Genomic DNA, 18,249 nt, shown 5'->3' with positions numbered 1-18,249 from the left:
GCGGTTCCGTGACGAGCGACCGAATAGGCGTCGGTTCCAGACGGTCATCGGGGGGATTCCCGACGGTGATGAGGCGATTTCCGAGAGTGTCGGGGGTATTTTCAACCGGCGTCGAGGCGATTCCGGGCGATCGCCGGGGCGAGTCCGTGGACGGTCACGGGAACAGCAGGTACGCGAACACGCCGTAGCCGGCGACGAGGACCGCGCCGTCGACCCGGGTGATCCGATCGCCGCGATACATGATCCCGACGAGCCCGACGGTGAACGCGAGCAGCGCGGGGAACTCGAAGCCGCGGACGCCGGGGCTCACGCCGATCGGCTGAATGACCGCGATGATCCCGATGACTGCGAGGACGTTGTAGATGTTCGATCCGACGATGTTGCCGACGCTGAACTCCGCCTCGCCGCGTACGGCGGCGACGACGCTCGCCGCCAGCTCGGGGAGCGAGGTACCCAGCGCGAGCACCGTGAGCCCGATGAAGATGTCGGAGAAGCCGGCCGCGGAGAGCAGCGACTCCCCGCCGTCGATCAGCCACCGCGACCCGAGCACCAGCGCGGCGATCCCGCCGACCACGGCGGTGGCGTCGCGGAGGCTGGCGTCCGGCATCTCCGCGCGCTCCGCGGTGGAGATGCCGGACTGGGTCTGCCGGATCCGGCGCATGACCACGACGGTGAACGCCACGAGCGTCCCGAGCAGGAGGAGTCCGCCCGGTCGGCCGATGCGCCCGTTCCAGCCGAGCCCCACGAGCAGCAGCGCGGCGAGCAGCATGAAGGGAACGTGGCGCTCGAACACCGTCTCGGAGACGTTGAGGGGCCGGATCAGCGCGGAGACCCCCAACACGAGCCCGATGTTCGCGATGTTCGACCCGAGGATCGTCCCGAGCCCCACGTCCGTCGACACGGTGACGGCGCCGAGGAGGGAGACGAACAGCTCGGGGGCGGTCGTCGCGAACGCGATGACGGTGACCCCGACCGTCGACGCCTTCAGGCCGACGGCGAGCGCCAGGTCGCTGGCGCCCTTGACGAGGAGTTCGGCGCCAGCGTACAGGAGGGCGGCGCCCCCGACGAGGAGCAGCAGTTCCGTGAGCGGCGACCCGAGCAACACGGCTCTCGGTAGTCGGTCGCGTTTTAAAAAGCGCCGTGGTTCGGGGCGGCCGGGCCCGGACTCGGATCGGTCCGCCGGCTCAGGCCCGCGTCGCGCGGAACTCGCCGTGTTTCATTCCGACGACGAACGCGATGGCGCCGAAGACGAGCATCGACGGGAGAACCATCATCAGCGTCGTCTGGAACCCCATCGGCGTCCCGACGGCGACGCCGGCGGTGCCGAGGGCGACGATCAACACGACGATACCGGCCGCGCGGGGCAGGTCGAACTCCATGCCCGCGGTACGGTTCGCGCGAACCTAAGGGTTCGGCTCCCGGTCGGCCCGGCGTCGCCGGGCCGATCGCTCCGTCCGACGCCCCCGAAACGGATTCCCGGACCCGTTTCCCGGAACGGCGCCCCCTCGCGGCTCACGCCTCGATGATATCGTCCTCGCGTTCCGCCGGCAGCGTCAGCTCCCCCTCGGTCGAGACGACCGCGCGGCCGCCGACCCGGACCTCGTCGCCCTCGACTCGCACCCTGACGTGCCCGGGGCGGTCGACGAAGTGCCCCTGCTCGAACCGGATCTCATCGGGGAAGTCGCCGTCGAACGCGTCGACGGACCGGAGGTACGCCCCGACCGCGCCGCTGGCCGTGCCCGTCACGGGGTCCTCGGCGACGCCGACGGCGGGCGCGAACGCCCGGCCGTGGAGGGTCGACGCCGCGTCGATCGCGTCGAACGTGAACGCGTAGATCCCGGCGGCGTCGTGGGCGTTCGAGATGTCCTCGACGGCGGCCGCGTCGGGCTCCGCCTCCCCGAGGCGTTCGAGGAAGTTGACGGGGACGACGAGCCACGGGAGCCCGGTCGAGGCGACGGCGACGGGGAGGTCGGCCCCCACGTCCCGGAGGGCCGCGGGGTCGATCCCGAGCGCGTCGCCGAGCCGGTCGGCGTCGAGTTCCGTCTCGTCCACCGCCTCGACAGTCGGCGGGTTCTGCCGCATCCAGACGGTGCCGTCGTCGTCGACGCGGATAGAGAGGTCGCCGACGTTCGTCCGGAGCGTTCGCTCGCCGGCGTCGATCTCCCCCGCGGCGTACAGCGCGGCGTAGCTCGCGATCGTGGCGTGGCCGCAGAGATCGACCTCCGTGGAGGGGGTGAAGTAGCGGAGCCGCTCGTCGGCGCCGTCGCCCGCCTCGAAGCGGAACGCGGTCTCGGAGGCGCCGAGCTCGGCGGCGACTCGCCCCATCCGATCGTCGCTCAGTCCCGCGGCGTCCGGGAGAACGCCGGCGACGTTCCCGGCAAGCGGTTCGTCCGTGAACGCGTCGACGAGCAGCGCGCGTCGCGTCTCCATGCGTCACCCTCGTGGGGCGGCCTCAAAAGGGTCCCGAGCCGACTGGGGGCGATGTCAACCCTTTTGCCCTCCACGCCGGATGTACCCCTATGGGCCTCTTCGACCGGTTACGCGGGAACGACACCCCGCGCGTGGCGTTCATCGGGATCGACGGTCTCCCGTACGGTCTCGTCGCCGACAACCCGGACACGTTCCCGACGCTGTCGGCGATCGCCGACGACGGCGACGGCGGAGCGATCGACAGCGCCGTGCCGCCGGAGTCGAGCGCGTGCTGGCCCGTCCTGACCAGCGGCCAGAACCCCGGCGAAACCGGCGTGTTCGGGTTTCAGGACCGAGAGATCGGGTCCTACGACACCTACGTGCCGATGGGCCGGGACGTCCAGTCGACCCGCGTGTGGGACCGCGCCACCGACGCCGGACTCGACGCGACGGTGATGAACGTCCCCGTCACGTTCCCGCCCCAGCGGACGGTTCAGCGGATGGTGTCGGGCTACCTCTCGCCCGACGTGGACAAGGCCGCCCACCCCGACGAGCTCCGGGAGTACCTCACCGAGAGCGACTACCGGCTGTCGGTGAACGCGAAGCTGGGGCACAAGGCGGACAAATCGGAGTTCGTCGAGCACGCGCGGGAGACGCTCGACGCCCGCGCGGCCGCCTTCTCCCGGTACGTCGAGCGCGACGACTGGGACCTGTTCGTCGGCGTGTTCACGGCGCCGGACCGGATCAACCACTTCCTGTGGGGCGATTACGCGGAGGACGGGGCGTACCGCGAGGAGCTCCTGGAGTTCTACGCCGCGCTCGACGAGCACATCGGCGCGATCCGGAAGGCGATCCCCGACGACGTCCGCCTCGTCGTGGGCTCGACCCACGGGTTCGCGCGGCTCCGCTACGACGTCTACTGCAACGAGTGGCTGGAGCGAGAGGGCTGGCTCTCGTACGGCGACGCCGACCACGGCGCGTTGACCGACATCGACGAGGACACCCGCGCCTACTCGCTCGTTCCCGGTCGGTTCTACCTCAACTTGGAGGGGCGCGAACCGGAAGGAGTCGTGCCCGAGTCGGAGTACGAGTCCGTGCGCGCCGAGCTACAGGATGCTCTCAAGGCGTGGGAGGGTCCCGACGGGAAGCCGGTCGCGAAGCGCGTCGTCGAGCGCGAGACCGTCTTCCGCGGCGACCACGACGAGATCGCCCCGGACCTCGTCGTCATCCCGAACGAGGGGTTCGACCTCAAGTCCGGCTTCCGCTCCCACGACGAGGTGTTCGACCCGGACGGCCCGCGGACGGGGATGCACACGTTCGAGGACGCCGCCCTGTTCATCGACCACCCGGACTCGAACATCGAGGACGCGGACCTCCTCGACGTCGCGCCGACCCTCCTGCGGCTGCTCGACGTCGACTACGGACGGACCGACCTCGACGGCGCGAGCCTGATCTGAGATGGAACGGACGCCGGACGGGACCCCGGTCGGCGTCGACGACCCGTACGCGGTCGCCGGCGTCTGCGACCACCTGACCGACGACGGTCGCTGTCGGTTCGCGCTGACGCGCGCCGGCGACGACCCGGCGTTCGCCGCGGCCCGCCGCGCAGACGGCTACGCCTGCCACGTCGGTCCCGACGGCGCCTGGCGCCGATGTCCCCACTACCGCTCGACGACCGACGGTCGCGAGTGTCACCGCTGCGGGCTCGAAGAGGTGCGTATCGCCCACGACGACGAGCGACCGCTGGTTGAGGAACACCACCTCTCGTACGGGAGCGCGGGCGGCGGCGAGGCGGGTAACGGGAACGCCGACGGCGACGAGGAGGGCGAGGCCGGCCCCCACGAGATAACGGTCGCGTTGTGTCGCTGGTGCCACACGAAGGTCCACAAGTCGTTCGCGCGGATCGACGACGACGCGAGTCCGGATCCCGAGGCGATCGCGGAGCGAGAGAGCCGCAACGGTCGTCAACAGGAGGAACTCTCGTTCGGGACCGCCGCCGAACGGTTCGACCCCGACGCCGACGACGAGACCTGATCGGCGTGAACAAGCGCTTCCGGTTCCGAAGCGAGAGCGTGATCGCATCGTCCACCGGTCGAAAGGACCGATGTAGCAGTTACCCGTCGAACGGATCGGCGAAGTCCCCACGGATGAAGTAGCGCACGAAGTTACCGTAAGTCCGATCGCCCGGGTGGTCGGCGACCTGTTCGTACCGGACGTTACCGTCGCCGTCGATCACGTACGTCGCGGCGATTCCCGTGGTCCCCCTGCCGGTCTCTTCGGTCCCGCTGTACTGCGACGCGACCTCGCCGCCGGGGTCGCTAAGCAACTGAACGTCGAGATCGTACCGGTCGCGCATCTCTGTGAGCGGCCCGATCGAATCGGTCACGACAGGGAGGATGTCCACGCCGTCGTTGAACCAGAGGTCGTAGGAGACCTCGCTGAAGGTCTGGAGCTGTTCCGCACAGAAACTACACCAGTGCCCGCGGTTGATCAGCACGACACTCGGACCGTCCTCCAAAGTATCAGAAAGAGTTACTTTCTCGCCGGCCGTGGATTCGAGCGTGAAATCGGGTGCCTGAGAGCGTTCGAGTGACACGCCTGCGATTGAACGGTCACCCATTTTACTCTGGCGTGGACCGGTAGCGGCACCGCACGGTCGCCACGCGTGCCCACCTCGCGGGGGACCGGCGGCGCCGGTGTCGACGCCGGTCCGATTCCGGAGCCGATCTCGGGCGGCGGGAGCAACGAAAAGCACGCCTGAGGCGCCTTCGAGCGGACAAGTGGGCGCTTCGACCGCGACGGGTGTCGACCAGTGCGGGATTCAGGCGTCGGACTGCGGCCGGATCAGGTTCGCGAGCGAGACGAGCACGCCGAGGAACCACCCGAGCGGGACGGAGATGCCCAGCCACATCAGGACGTAGCCCAGGCCGGCGACGCCCCACTGGTCGCCGAACGTCTCCAAGTCGAAGGCGCCGCGGAGCGTCTCGTTGATCCCGCCGACGGCGAGGAACGTGTCGAGGATCCAGACCGCGAGGTCGTAGCTCGGATCGAGCACCAAGTTCGAGATAGAGGGCGTGAGGAGCCCGGCGACCACCGGCGGGAGGAAGATGGCCGTCATCGCGAACGGGTACGCGAGGAGGACGCTGACGAACCGTCCGCCGACCTTCGAGAACCCGGCGGCCGCGCCCGGGGAGACGACCGCGACGACGCTGGCGCCGCCGATCCCGAGCATCACCTCGGTCGGTAGTTGAAAGTGCGCGAGGAGTGTGAGCGACCCCCAGACCAGCGTCGCGACGAGGACGGCGCCGAGCACGCCGAAGCGGGCCACCGCCGAGTCGAGTTTCGCGGCGTAGAACCGCGTGGCGAATCCGACGAGCAGGAGCGGGTAAGCGACCGCGACGAGCGGTCCGCCGAGTATCGCCCAGACGTAATAGCCGACCGTCTGGACGGCGGTCTCCGGTTTCCACTTCCCCAGCACCGCGCTCGGATCGAGCTGTCTCGGGAAGACGACCTCCATCCACGTCTCGTGGAGTCGAACCACGTCAAGGAGGAGCGCTTCCACCAGCCCTGTCTGTCCTCGGCGTTCCATTTGGCTCACCTCGCGCACGCCACACCGTGAACTTTGTGCCTTCGTTCGCGGGGCTGACACCAAACGCGGGTTCTTCGTTCGTTGGCCTGACACCAAACCTGCGCCGTCGATTATCAGACAGGAAACCTCACGCCGATACGCTTAAGCGTTACAGCGGGCCTAACACTGCTCATGCACAGACGTGGACTGCTCGCGGCGATTGCCGCATCGACGTCCGTCGCCGTCGCCGGCTGCGCCGGGGGCGAGGACGGGAGCTACGAGTACGACGCGGACCCGGCTCGGGTCCCGTCGGAAGCGGCCTCGGATGCGGGATACGAAGGCGAGGAGCCGGAGTCGTTCACCATCGAGCAGGAGTTCGACGTGGCCGGCGTGAACGCCCAGGTGTCGGCGACGACCTGGGTCGCCGGGTACGAGAACCAAGAGAACGGGTCGGCGCTGTTCGTGGCGAGTACGCCGGACGCGGCGGTCGGTGGCCAGTCGGTCAACCCTCTCGTCAGCGCGGACGACGCGGAGCTGATCCGCCGGCTATTAGAACAGGCCGACCAGCGCGGAATCGGCGGCGAGGGCACCGACGTGGAGGCCGAGGACATCGAGAACCGCGGCTCCGAGACGCGGACCGTCCTCGGACAGGAGACCGAGGTGTCGGTCCTCGAAACCACGATAAACGCGGCGGTCGAGACCGGGAACAACCAGAGCGGGAGTACCGAGGACGTCCCGGCGTTCCTCTACGTCGCGACCGTCCAACACGACGGGGACGTGGTCGCGCTCGTCGGCGTCCACGCGACCGCGGTCGACGCCCGGGACACCCTCCTCTCGCTGATGGAACAGGTCGAACACTAGCCCGACCGCCAGCGCGCCAGTCCCGTCTTTTCGAGCGCTCTAGCGACGCAGAGCGGCCGCTCGGATCGCCGGAGCCGAAGCGATTATATCGTCGTTGTTTCCGCGATTAGAAGCTTCTGCGTCCGTTAATCCTTTAATAAACAATCAACCGAGTGAGCGTGTTCCACGAAGACCAGCCGACGGCAGGGTTGCGAGCTCGGCGATTCCCACGACTCGGGCGCTCTCCTAGCCGCGGCTCCGTCGATTGTGGGTCGTTACGATGGATCCAAGAAACTCAATCCAACGCCGATTGACGGCACTCCTAGTCATCTGCGTTATCGGACTTTCGGCTGTCGCAGTTGGGGTGACTCTGGCGGCTGCGGAAACGAATGGGAGTCGGTCGCTCAATATATCAAATTCAGGAGATTTTGATTCTGTTAATGGCTCTATCATCGTTCAAGATCAGGCAACAGTTTCTACGAATTTTGTTAGAAACAGCAGAACCGAATCTGGAGTGACAACCAGTAAAATTGATTCAGAAATAAATTCAACTGTTGTCATTACTGACGGAGAAGATAGCGACATTGTTGGTTATAACTCCCTCACAGTGAGAGAGATAAACAGTAAAGACAAGATTTCACTCAATACATCAAATCTTGGTGGGGAGATTGAGGTGTACCTCATACCGAGTGAGAGAATTAGCATTGATCAGGACATGATCAATACAAAGCTATCTGATCAGGCGAAAGAGTCTGCAATTGATAAAGAAAGCGCGCACGTGTACTTAGGTACTGTTGAGTTTAAAAATCAAGAATATAGTGAAGGAAGAGTAGCCAACATCTCTGTAGCAACATCTGAAGTACGAGACACGATCGGGATGAACACTCCATATATTATTTCTATCCATCCGATCACCGCTAATAATAAAATTATCTATGACGAATATGTTGGGTACTCTGATGTTCTTGTTGGTATGAACAGTGGGGTCAAAATCCCCGTTAGAGACGCTGATGGAAATAAAAGTAGAATTTGGCACAGTAATCAATACGTAGCAACTGTCCGGCTTGCGAAGGGACAAGAATTAGACAAACCTGTTAATTTGACCTCAACGAAACGATTACCAAATTCCGATATAAAAGGTCAATTTGTAGAGGGAGATGTGTCAGACAGTGCGAATATACGCATTTCCAGTTTACCCTCACAAGTAAACAATGGTAGCAAGCTTGATCGTGAGTTCAATGACACGAATTACACTGGCAGGCAGTTGTATTCTGGAGAAGTTATTCTTTTCAACAATAACTCATCCTCAACAAGTTCTATTAAGTTACATAAGAGAGTAACAAATAACACTTCAAAAATAGTTGGATTAGGAACCTATCTGGATGACACAGAGAATGTGATTTTTAATACAACTGGCTTGCAGACAGGTGAGTATTCGCTCGCCGGCAGCGGATTTGAGAAGAAAAACCAGTTCAAGTTAATTGGAGGTAGTGATCAAAAAGTAGAATTTTCTGATATCAAGAAAGAAGCAAGAAGCGGAGTACAATCCGATTATATGTTGTATCATCATACCCCCAAAGTCAGTTTAGAAATTTCTGACGCATATACGAACAACACACTCGCAACTGCTAATCTCTCCACACCGTCGTCCGGACGCACTTCGATCGGACTCAACACGTACGCATTCGGTAACGAATCGCTGACGGACAGCCTCGTCACCGCGGGACCGGGGGCGACCGTCGAATCGGTCGACACATCAGTGTCGAACGGGACGCTCCCGCCGGGAGAGTACCGGATCGAGGTCCGTTCCGCACAGGGGCTCGCCGAGACGAGCGACGAGGCGACTGTCACGGTCGGGAATCGGTCGACGAGCGGGCTGAACGCCTACGCGACGACCACCCTCGATCGGGACGCTCTCGGGACGGCCGGCGCGGTGCGCCGAGCGATCGAGAACGGAACGCTCTCGCCGACGTCGACCGTCACCGCGGACGACACCGTGGTGTACGCCGTCAACGCCACGGGACTGACCGGGTTGCCGGCCGCGCGGAACGCGACCACGGAGTCGGGCGCCGACCTAGCCCGGCTCGACGGACTCGCGTTCGGCGTGCGGTCGAACGCGTCGACGCTCTCGGCGGCGACGGGTGACGACAGAACCGGCGCGGTGGGAGCGGCTCCGAAGAACTCCTCCGTTCACATCGACGACGAGGGACTCTACCTCATCGCAGAGGGCGACGACGCCCTCGCGACCGACGAGACGCCCGCGGGCGGGGAGGACTTCACCGCGGAGTTCCGGGTGACCGACGAACGACTGCGCGAAGCCGCGTCGGACTCGGCGAGCGATCACAGCGCGTCGACGACGCTGACGTTCGAGGTACCGCCGCCGGACGAGGCGGACGGCGACTCAGAGGGTGGCGACTCGCTCGGAGGCGGTGGTAGCGCGGGCGGTGGTAGCGCGGGCGGGCCGGAGGGCGGAGGACCGGTCGGCGAACCGACCGGCGGCGGGACGTCCGGCGGGGGCCCATCGACAGGCGGAGGCGGAACTACCGGCGGCGGGCCGACCGGGTCGCCACCCGAGACGGGCTCCCAACCGAGCGGCGGCAAGGCGGAGGCGCCGGGGGACGCGACCGGTACCGGGCCGCGGCCCGATCTCCGAGTGAGCGGGGGCCAGTTCGGCGTCCGTCCGCTCGCCGACGTCCGGCCGATCGCGCGCGAGAATCATACCGGATCGCCCGCGTCCGTCTCGCGTACGTCGGTGCCCGTCGATACGGGCGCCGCCCCGTCGGGAGGTGAAATCGCGCGCTCCGAAACGGGCGCGGACCGCGGTGGCGCCGGCACGACCGGCGCGGACGCGGGGAGCGACGAGGCCGCCGGTACCGACGGGGTATCCGGTACCGACGAGGCCGCGGGGACGAATGCGGGCGACTCGCGATCGCGCGCGGGCTCAGATTCGACGGCGAAATCGGACGCGGCGGACGCGGAACCCCAGACCCCGACCTACGACGACGCGCCGATCCGGACGACCGCCGACGACGTCCCCGGGTTCGGTCCGCTCGTCACCGTGGTCGCGTTCCTGCTCGCCGGGCGGCTCGCCGCGCGCCGACGGGGTCGGGAGCCGTGAGGCGACGCCGCGACGCCCTCGCAGCGGTATCCTTTTGCTGGATCGCCTCCTCCCGTCGGGTATGAGCGTGACCATCACCCCGCCGCAGGAACGCGAGTGCGAGCTGTGCGGTCGCCGGGAGCGGTGGGACGATGAGGCCACCGGCTGGCAGATCGCCGACGAACCGGGCGAGGTCTACTGCATCCACGAGTGGGACATCAACGGGACGTTCACACCGCTTCGCGAGTGACCGCGCGTTTTGAGTCGACGACCGATCCGGTCACGGCCGGCGATGCCGCACCGTCGCCGATTGACGATAGCGGATCGATCTCCGGAAACTAACTCGGTCTCGGCGCGGTCAGCGTCGACTCGAACGGAGTTTCTCCCCTCAGTTCGGATATAAGTGATCGAACCGTGATCGTATCGAGTGTTATTCACCCCTGATGAATAATTACCTTATATTCCCTAATGTGTGTACGATGGATCCTACCCGTATCAGGGTTATACCTTTAAGTGATAATCTGTGAGTGGTGTACATGACCGAGCCACGTAGTGACACCCGGGGGGAGTCGGAACCCTCGGGCCACGGTGGGGGGCTTGCGGACGTATCAGACGAACGGTCGAACTGCGGGATCGGCGGGATCGTCGACCTGGACGGAGACCCGAACCACGAGACCGTGACCGACGCGGTCCGGTTGCTGGAGAACCTCGAGCACCGCGGGACCACGGGCGCAGAGGAGAACACCGGCGACGGGGCCGGCATCATGGTCGCGCGCCCGGACGGCTTCTTCCGCGACGTCGTCGACGCCGACCTGCCCGACGAGTACGCGGTCGGCTCCGTCTTCATGCCGACCGAGGGGAGCGTCCAGGCCGAGATCCACGACGTCATCGCCGAGGTGTTCTCCGTCTACGGGCTGGAAGTGCTCGCGTGGCGCTCCGTGCCGACGGACAACGCGGACCTCGGCGCGACCGCGCTCGACTCCGAGCCGGAGATCGCCCAGCTGTTCGCCGCGCCCGTCGAGGGGGCCGGCCTCGCCGAGCGGTTCACCAGCGAGGAGACCCGCCCCGACGACGTCGACCCGGAGCTCCTCGGCTTCGACCGCGCGCTCTACGCCGCCCGACGCGAGATCGAGAACGCGGTCGCCGACGTCGACGGCGCCGGCCGATTCTACGTCTGCTCGCTCGACCGCCAGCGCGTCGTCTACAAGGGCCTGCTGAAGGGCTCGCAGCTCGCCGGCTACTACCCGGACCTGACCGACGAGCGCTTCGCCAGCCACGTCGCCTTGGTCCACGCGCGGTTCTCGACGAACACGCTCGGGGCGTGGCACCTCGCGCACCCGTACCGTAACATCGTCCACAACGGCGAGTTCAACACGATCCGCGGGAACGTCAACTGGATGCGCGCCCGCGAGAACGACCTCGACCACCCGGCGTTCGGCGCCGAGCTCGACACGATCAAGCCGGTGATCGACGACCCGAACCAGTCCGACACCGCGAGCGTCGACAACGCGGTCGAACTCCTCCTGCAGGCCGGCCGGGACCTCCCGCACACCCTCCGGATGCTGATCCCGGAGGCGTTCCGCGACGACGACCTGATGGACGCGGCCCGCACCGACTTCTACGACTACCACGCCTCGCTCGTCGAGCCGTGGGACGGCCCCGCCCTCGTCATCGGCTTCGACGGCGACCGCGTGGCCGGCGTCCTCGACCGCAACGGGCTCCGCCCGTGCCGGTACGAGGTGACCGACGACAACCGGCTCGTCGTCGGGAGCGAGGTCGGCGCGCTGCCGACCGACCCCGCCGACGTCCGGCGCCGCGGGCGGCTCCAGCCCGGCGAAATCTTCGTCGCCGACCCCGAGGAGGGGCGGATCGTCCCGGACGACGAGGTGTTCGACGAGCTCACCGACGAGAAGTACGGCGAGTGGGTCGACGAGCGTCAGATCGGCCTCGACGAGGTCACGGCCGAGGTCGGTAGCGGAGACAACGTCGAGAGCGACGAGGGCCGCGGAGTCGACGCCGAGAGCGACGACGAGATGACCGTCCGGTCCCACCAGGCCGCGTTCGGCTACACCACCGACTCGCTGAACCACCTCGTCGAGCCGATGGCGAAAGACGGGAAGGATCCGGTCGGGTCGATGGGCGACGACACGCCGCTGTCGGTGCTCGCCGACGTCGACCGCCCCCTGTTCACCTATTTCAAGCAGCTGTTCGCGCAGGTGTCGAACCCGCCGATCGACTACATCCGCGAGGAGCTCGTCACCTCGCTGGAGACCCGGATCGGGAACCAGCGGAACCTGCTCGACGAGACCCCCGAGCACGCCGAGCAGATCGTCTCGGAGTCGGCGATACTCACCGACGCCGACACGGCCGCGCTGAAGGCGTTGGACGGCGAGCCCGTCGACGGCGAGGGCCCGGCGTTCTCCTCGGCGACGGTCGATATCACGTACGATCGGGAGGCGTCGCTCGTCGACGCCGTGACGGAGATCCGCAACGAGGTCGCGGCCGCGATCAGAGACGGCACCGACGTGGTCGTCCTCTCGGACCGCGCGGTCGGCCCCGACCGGCTCGCCGTCCCGAGCCTGCTGGCAACCGGCGCGGCCCACCACCACCTCGTTCGGAACGGGCTGCGGAACCGCGCCGGCATCGTCGTCGAGTCGGGCGAGCCGCACGAGGTACACCACGTCGCGACGCTCGTCGGCTACGGCGCCGACGCGGTCGACCCGTACCTCGCGTACGACTCCATCTCCGACGTCGTCGCGGGGCCCGACGGGGCCGACGAGGCGGAGGCGCTCGCGGCGTACCGGGGCGCTCTGGAGGACGGGCTGCTCAAGACGATGGCGAAGATGGGCATCTCGACGATGGAGTCGTACCAGGGCGCCCAGATCTTCGAGGCGGTCGGACTCAGCTCCGAGTTCGTCGGCGAGTACTTCGAGGGGACCGAGATCCGCACCGAGGGGATCGGGATCGGGGAGATCGAAGACGACCTCCGGACGCGCCACGCGATGGCGTTCGGCGCCGACCCCGAACTGGAGACCACCGGCGAGTACGAGCACCGCTCGTCGGGGATCAAACACGGCTGGAACCCGCAGACGGTCGGGACGCTCCAGCAGGCGGTCCGGGGCGGCGACTACGAGCAGTATCAGGAGTTCGCGGAGCTGGTGAACGACCAGTCCGAAGCGCTGCAGACGCTTCGCGGACTCCTCGAGTTCGAGTCGGACCGCGACCCGGTGCCGGTCGACGAGGTCGAGCCGGTCGAGTCGGTCGTCGAGCGCTTCTCGACGGCCGCGATGAGCCTCGGGAGCATCTCGCCGGAGGCCCACGAGAACAACGCGATCGCGATGAACCGGATCGGTGCGAAGTCGAACACCGGCGAGGGCGGCGAGCCGCCGGAGCGGTTCGGCACCGAGAAGGCGTGTTCGGTCAAGCAGGTCGCCTCCGGCCGGTTCGGCGTCACCGCCGACTACCTCGCGAGCGCGGACGAGCTGCAGATCAAGATGGCGCAGGGGTCCAAGCCCGGCGAGGGCGGCCACCTCCCCGGCGAGAAGGTCAACGAGATGATCGCGCACGTCCGGTGTTCGACGCCGGGCGTCGGGCTCATCTCGCCGCCGCCGCAACACGACATCTACTCGATCGAGGACCTCAAGCAGCTCATCTTCGACTTGAAGGCCGCGAGCCCCGACGCCGACGTCAACGTGAAGCTGGTGTCTGAGGCCGGCATCGGCACCATCGCGGCGGGCGTCGCGAAGGCGAACGCGGACGTCGTCCACGTCTCCGGGCACTCCGGCGGGACGGGCGCGTCCCCGAAGACCTCCATCAAGAACGCGGGGCTCCCGTGGGAGCTCGGGCTCGCCGAGACGAACCAGATGCTCCGCGCGACCGGCCTGCGCGACCGCATCCGCGTCACCGCGGACGGCGGGCTCAAGACCGGCCGCGACGTCGCGGTCGCGGCCGCGCTGGGCGCGGAGGAGTACGTGTTCGGCACGGCGTCGCTCGTCACGTCCGGCTGCGTGATGGCCCGGCAGTGCCACGAGAACACCTGTCCGGTCGGCGTCGCGACCCAGCGGGAGGACCTCCGCCAGCGCTTCCCCGGCCAGCCGGACCACGTCATCAACTACATGACGTTCATCGCCCAGGAGCTCCGCGAGCTCATGGCGGAGCTCGGCTACACCGAGGTCGAGGAGTTCATCGGGCGCCCCGAGCTGCTCTCGCAGCGCGAGACGGACCACGAGAAGGCGAAGCACCTCGACCTGTCGTCGGTGATCGCCGAGCCCGCGGGCGACGCCCGGACCAAGACGCGCGAGCAGGACGACGCCGACATCGAGGCGCTGCTCGACTGGGACCTCATCGACGAGGCGGCCCCGGCCATCGAGGACGGCGCGCCCGTCGCGCTCACCCGCGACGTGGAGAACGTCGACCGCGCGGTCGGCGCGACGCTCTCGAACCGCGTCGTCAGCGAACACGGCGGCGACGGGCTCCCGGACGACACCATCAGCTGCCGGTTCGACGGCTACGCCGGCCAGAGCTTCGGCGCGTTCCTCGCGTCCGGCGTCACCCTCGAGCTGACCGGCGCCGCCAACGACTACCTCGGAAAGGGGCTCTCGGGCGGTCGGATCGTGGTCAACACCCCCGAGGAGGCCGGCTACGACCCGGCCGAGAACGTCGTCGCCGGCAACGTCGGCCTCTACGGCGCCACGGACGGCGAGGTGTACGTCAACGGCGTCGCCGGCGAGCGGTTCGGCGTCCGCAACTCCGGCGTACGGGCGGTCGTCGAGGGCGTCGGCGACCACGGCTGCGAGTACATGACCGGCGGCGTCGTCGCCGTGCTCGGCGACACGGGCCGGAATTTCGCGGCCGGGATGTCCGGCGGCGTCGCCTACGTGCACGACCCCGACGACCGGTTCGACGAGCGCGTGAACCGCGGGATGGTCTCCGTCTCGGCGACGCTCGACGACTCGGACGAGCGCATGCTGCGCCGGCTCGTGGAGAACCACCGCGCGTACACCGGCAGCGACCGCGCGGCCGAGCTGCTCGACGACTGGGCGGCGACGCTGAACGACTTCGTCCGCGTCTTCCCCGACGCGTACGCCGACGTCATCGCCGAGGGCAAGGGCGCCGACGTGCGCGACGAGCCCCCGGAGCCGGCCGAGGCCGTCACGGGCGCCGTCAGCGATCCGACCGAGCAGGCGTCAGGCGACGACTGAGGCGGTCGGCAGCTCTCACCCGATCGGTTCGGTCGACCGTGCTTTTTTCGTTCAGTCGTCGAGCGTCTCGCTCTCGACCGCCTCCTGACCGATCGCCCGCTCGACCGCGCGGTCGACGTGGCGCTCGCGGGCGCGGTCGACGAACGCCTCCGGCAGCTCCTCGATCTCGCCGGCCTGCACCCCCCAGAGCTTCGCGTAGAGCCCGTCGGCCGCCAGCAGGTCGTCGTGGGTCCCGCGCTCGACGACCTCCCCGTCCTCCAACACGAGGGTCGTGTCGGCGTCGGTCACCGTCGAGAGGCGGTGCGCGATGACGAACGTGGTTCGGTCGGCCGCGAGCTCGTCGAGCGAGCGCTGGATCAGCATCTCCGTCTCGGTGTCGACCGCGGAGGTCGCCTCGTCGAGGATGAGGATGGCGGGGTCCTGTAAGACGACGCGGGCGATGGCGACGCGCTGGCGCTGGCCGCCCGAGAGCTTCACGCCCTGCTCGCCGATCCGGGTGTCGTACCCGTTCGGGAGCGAGTCGATGAACTCGTGGGCCTCGGCGGCCTTGGCGGCCTCGATCACCCGCTCGCGGACCGCGTCGCTCTCGACGTCGTCGTCGACGCCCGTGAACCGCCCGTACCGGACGTTCTCGGCGATGGTGCCGTCGAACAGCGTGGTGTCCTGCGCGACGTAGCCGACCGCGGAGCGCAGGCTCTCGACGGCGACGTCGCGCACGTCGTGCCCGTCGACCCGGACCGCGCCGTCGGTGACGTCGTAGAGGCGCAAGAGGAGCTTCAGGAGCGTCGACTTCCCGGCGCCGGTCGGCCCCACGAGGGCGACGGTGTCGCCCGGATCGGCGGCGAAGGAGACGTCGGTGATGACCTCCTCCTCCGCGTCGGCTGGGTCGACAAGCGCGTTCTCGGGGTAGGCGAACGAGACGTCGTCGTACTCGACCGCGCCGGCGACGCCGCCGTGGGTGTGGGCGTCGCCGTCACCGGGACCTCCGTCGCCGTCGGTTCCGTGGGCGCTCCCGCTCTCGCCGCCGAGCGCGACCGCGTCGCCGTCGTCCGTGATCCGGATCGGGATGTCGCGGAGGCCGAACACGCGCTCGCAGGACGCCTTCGCGTTCTCGTACTGGTCGATGATGTTCGACACCTCGGCGAGCGGCGCGACGAACTGCTGGGTGAGCAGGACGAACGTGACGAACGTCCCCACCGTGAGCGTCGTCGTGAACGGCCCCGGCGGCCCGGCCGAGAGCCAGTAGCCGCCGACCGCGAATGTGGCGGCGAACGCGAGGCCGGCGAACAGCTCCATCCCGGGGCGGTAGACGTAGTTGAGTCGGAGGATCGACATCGTCCGCTCGAAGTACTGGTGGGAGGCCGTCTCGACGCGCTCGCTCTCGTACGGCTCGGTGTTGGAGGTCTTCACCAGCTCGACGCCCGAGAGCGCGTTCTCCAGAGCGGTGTTGAGGTCGCCGACCACGGAGCGCTGGGCGACGTACCGCGGCTCCACGGCCCGCATGAACCAGAGCGTGAAGAGGATCATCAGGGGAATCGCCGAGAGGGTGATTAAGGCGAGCTCCCAGTTGTAGTAGAAGAGGACGCCGGCGATGCCGGCGACCATCACGCCGAGCCGCGCCGAGTTCTGGAGGGCGTTGTCGAGGAAGACCTCGAGGTTGGAGGCGTCGTTGTTGAGGACGCTCATCACCTCGCCCGTCTGCTTGTCGTCGAAGAAGGTCATGTCGAGCCGCTGCATCCGGTCGAAGGAGTCGGTTCGGACCGCGTGCATCACGCGGTGCGCGAAGTTGTTCGCGGCGATCCCGTAGATCCACGTGAAGACGCCGGTGACGAGGAAGGAGCCGACGATGAGGACGACCGAGAGGCGGAACTGCGCCGGCCCCGCGGTCGGGAGCCACGCGTCGGGGACGATCGGGAGGGTGTAGGGGCCGTCGCCCGTGAACACGGCGTCGATGGCGACGCCGAGCACGACCGGCGGGACCAGTCCGGCGACGCGGGCGACGACGTTGGCGGCCATCCCGATCACGAGCCAGTGGGCCTCGCCGGCGCCGTACTCCCGGAACAGCCGGAGGAGCGGACGGTCGACCCGGTCCCGGTACACTTCGAAGGCGTTGCGGTCGTCGGCAGCCATGGGGATAGCAACCGTGCGAGACCCATGTATCCGACGGCTTCGGTCGGTCCGGCCGGATTCGACGAACGCCCGGGTGGCACCGTCCGGTTTAACTCGAACGCCCGGGCCGGCACCGTCCGGTTTAAGCCGAGAGAAGACGGGGATAACACATCGCGGTCGTGATCGACGATGAGTGACGCACTGTCCGAGGGAGACGCCCTCCGCCGCATGTACCGGATCACAGCCGACCAGGAGCGTCCCTTCGAGGAGAAGCTCCCGGACCTGCTGGATCTCGGTCGCGCGTACCTCGACGTGGAGACCGGCTTCCTCACCGAGATCGACGGCGAGACGCAGGTCATCGTGGACGCGCGCGGCGATCACGAGCTGCTTCAGGCCGGGCGGAGCTGCCCGCTGTCGAAGGCGTACTGCAGGCGGACCGTGGACATGGACGGCGCGCTGACGGTCCAGCACGCCCGCGTGGAGGGGTGGGAGAGCGACGCCGCCTACGAGGAGTTCGGGCTGGAGGCGTACATCGGCGCGAAGGTCGTTGTCAACCGCGAGGTGTACGGGACCTTCTGTTTCGCCGACACGGACGCGCGGGACCGTCTCTTCTCCGAGGACGAGGAGACGTTCGTGGAGCTGTTGGCCCAGTGGGTCGGCTACGAGCTGTTCCGGAAGCAGGCGACCGAACGCATGCAGCGGCAGCGCGACCAGCTGGAGGAGTTCTCCCGCGTCGTCTCGCACGACGTCCGGAACCCGCTCGGGATCGTCGACGGCTACCTCGATCTGGCGGAGGAGACCGGCGATCCGGAGCACTTCGAGCGGTGCCGCGACGCGGTCGACCGGATGGAGTCGCTGATCGACGACCTGCTCTTCCTCACCCGCGAGGGACAGGCGATCGGGGGGCGCGAGGAGGTCGACCTCGCGGCGCTCGCCCGCGAGTCCTGGTCGTTCGTGACCACCGGCGACGCGACGCTGGCGGTCGACCCCGACCGCGTGTTCGGTCACGGCTTCTCGTACGGCGG

At 67.4% G+C, this 18,249-nt stretch carries 13 protein-coding genes; 7 read left to right on the top strand and 6 right to left on the bottom strand.

Features of this window, described 5'->3' with window-relative positions; all coding sequences use genetic code 11:
- Positions 1–154: 154 nt before the first annotated feature.
- The 3 genes from DJ82_RS10185 to DJ82_RS10175 form a co-directional block, all read right to left on the bottom strand.
- The gene (locus DJ82_RS10185) at positions 155–1,105 is read right to left on the bottom strand and encodes a calcium/sodium antiporter (RefSeq protein WP_094581732.1); all 951 of its coding nucleotides are present in this window, start codon (positions 1,103–1,105) and stop codon (positions 155–157) included.
- Between the two features lie 79 nt (positions 1,106–1,184).
- The gene (locus tag DJ82_RS10180; RefSeq protein WP_094524557.1) at positions 1,185–1,379 is read right to left on the bottom strand and encodes a hypothetical protein; all 195 of its coding nucleotides are present in this window, start codon (positions 1,377–1,379) and stop codon (positions 1,185–1,187) included.
- A gap of 133 nt (positions 1,380–1,512) precedes the next feature.
- Positions 1,513–2,430, bottom strand: coding sequence for a PhzF family phenazine biosynthesis protein (locus DJ82_RS10175; RefSeq protein WP_094524558.1), 918 nt, complete (start codon positions 2,428–2,430; stop codon positions 1,513–1,515).
- Between the two features lie 89 nt (positions 2,431–2,519).
- Between DJ82_RS10175 and DJ82_RS10170 the strand changes: the two genes are divergently transcribed.
- Both DJ82_RS10170 and DJ82_RS10165 read left to right on the top strand, forming a co-directional pair.
- Complete coding sequence (locus tag DJ82_RS10170) at positions 2,520–3,866, top strand: alkaline phosphatase family protein (RefSeq protein WP_094581731.1); 1,347 nt, start codon at positions 2,520–2,522, stop codon at positions 3,864–3,866.
- Between the two features lies 1 nt (position 3,867).
- Positions 3,868–4,443 (top strand): hypothetical protein, encoded by a 576-nt coding sequence (locus tag DJ82_RS10165; protein WP_094526609.1) that lies wholly within the window; start codon positions 3,868–3,870, stop codon positions 4,441–4,443.
- A gap of 79 nt (positions 4,444–4,522) precedes the next feature.
- Here DJ82_RS10165 and DJ82_RS10160 read toward each other — a convergent pair whose 3' ends face one another.
- Entirely contained in the window at positions 4,523–5,029 is a 507-nt protein-coding gene (locus DJ82_RS10160; protein ID WP_094524561.1) for a peroxiredoxin, read from the bottom strand.
- Between the two features lie 201 nt (positions 5,030–5,230).
- Complete coding sequence (locus DJ82_RS10155; RefSeq protein WP_094581871.1) at positions 5,231–5,971, bottom strand: hypothetical protein; 741 nt, start codon at positions 5,969–5,971, stop codon at positions 5,231–5,233.
- A 198-nt stretch (positions 5,972–6,169) separates the two neighbouring features.
- Here DJ82_RS10155 and DJ82_RS10150 point away from each other — a divergent pair, with 198 nt between their 5' ends.
- From DJ82_RS10150 to gltB, 4 genes are all read left to right on the top strand, one after another.
- Positions 6,170–6,838, top strand: a complete 669-nt coding sequence (locus DJ82_RS10150; protein WP_094581730.1) for a DUF6517 family protein — start codon at positions 6,170–6,172, stop codon at positions 6,836–6,838.
- A 493-nt stretch (positions 6,839–7,331) separates the two neighbouring features.
- On the top strand, positions 7,332–9,935 hold the full coding sequence (locus tag DJ82_RS15345; protein WP_241881493.1) for a PGF-CTERM sorting domain-containing protein: 2,604 nt from the start codon (positions 7,332–7,334) through the stop codon (positions 9,933–9,935).
- Between the two features lie 61 nt (positions 9,936–9,996).
- Complete coding sequence (locus DJ82_RS14990) at positions 9,997–10,164, top strand: HEWD family protein (protein ID WP_170938259.1); 168 nt, start codon at positions 9,997–9,999, stop codon at positions 10,162–10,164.
- Between the two features lie 286 nt (positions 10,165–10,450).
- On the top strand, positions 10,451–15,115 hold the full coding sequence (gltB, locus tag DJ82_RS10140) for a glutamate synthase large subunit (RefSeq protein ID WP_094581729.1): 4,665 nt from the start codon (positions 10,451–10,453) through the stop codon (positions 15,113–15,115).
- Between the two features lie 51 nt (positions 15,116–15,166).
- Here gltB and DJ82_RS10135 read toward each other — a convergent pair whose 3' ends face one another.
- Positions 15,167–17,245, bottom strand: a complete 2,079-nt coding sequence (locus tag DJ82_RS10135) for an ABC transporter ATP-binding protein (RefSeq protein WP_094581728.1) — start codon at positions 17,243–17,245, stop codon at positions 15,167–15,169.
- Between the two features lie 168 nt (positions 17,246–17,413).
- On the opposite strand from DJ82_RS10135, the gene DJ82_RS10130 reads away from it, so the two are divergent.
- Positions 17,414–18,249 (top strand): histidine kinase dimerization/phospho-acceptor domain-containing protein (locus tag DJ82_RS10130; RefSeq protein WP_143420536.1); only part of this gene is annotated, 836 nt, incomplete at its 3' end.

This window comes from Halorubrum sp. Ib24 (genome assembly GCF_002252745.1).
GTDB lineage: Archaea > Halobacteriota > Halobacteria > Halobacteriales > Haloferacaceae > Halorubrum.
The sequence above is the reverse complement of the archived record's forward strand: the minus strand, read 5'-3'. Positions and strand labels throughout refer to the sequence as shown.

Coding starts and splice junctions, on each gene's coding strand:
- DJ82_RS10160 (WP_094524561.1), bottom strand. CDS start 5,029: ATGGGTGACCGTTCAATCGCAGGCGTGTCACTCGAACGCTCTCAGGCA.
- DJ82_RS10170 (WP_094581731.1), top strand. CDS start 2,520: ATGGGCCTCTTCGACCGGTTACGCGGGAACGACACCCCGCGCGTGGCG.
- DJ82_RS10165 (WP_094526609.1), top strand. CDS start 3,868: ATGGAACGGACGCCGGACGGGACCCCGGTCGGCGTCGACGACCCGTAC.
- DJ82_RS10180 (WP_094524557.1), bottom strand. CDS start 1,379: ATGGAGTTCGACCTGCCCCGCGCGGCCGGTATCGTCGTGTTGATCGTC.
- DJ82_RS10135 (WP_094581728.1), bottom strand. CDS start 17,245: ATGGCTGCCGACGACCGCAACGCCTTCGAAGTGTACCGGGACCGGGTC.
- DJ82_RS10175 (WP_094524558.1), bottom strand. CDS start 2,430: ATGGAGACGCGACGCGCGCTGCTCGTCGACGCGTTCACGGACGAACCG.
- DJ82_RS14990 (WP_170938259.1), top strand. CDS start 9,997: ATGAGCGTGACCATCACCCCGCCGCAGGAACGCGAGTGCGAGCTGTGC.
- gltB (WP_094581729.1), top strand. CDS start 10,451: ATGACCGAGCCACGTAGTGACACCCGGGGGGAGTCGGAACCCTCGGGC.
- DJ82_RS10150 (WP_094581730.1), top strand. CDS start 6,170: ATGCACAGACGTGGACTGCTCGCGGCGATTGCCGCATCGACGTCCGTC.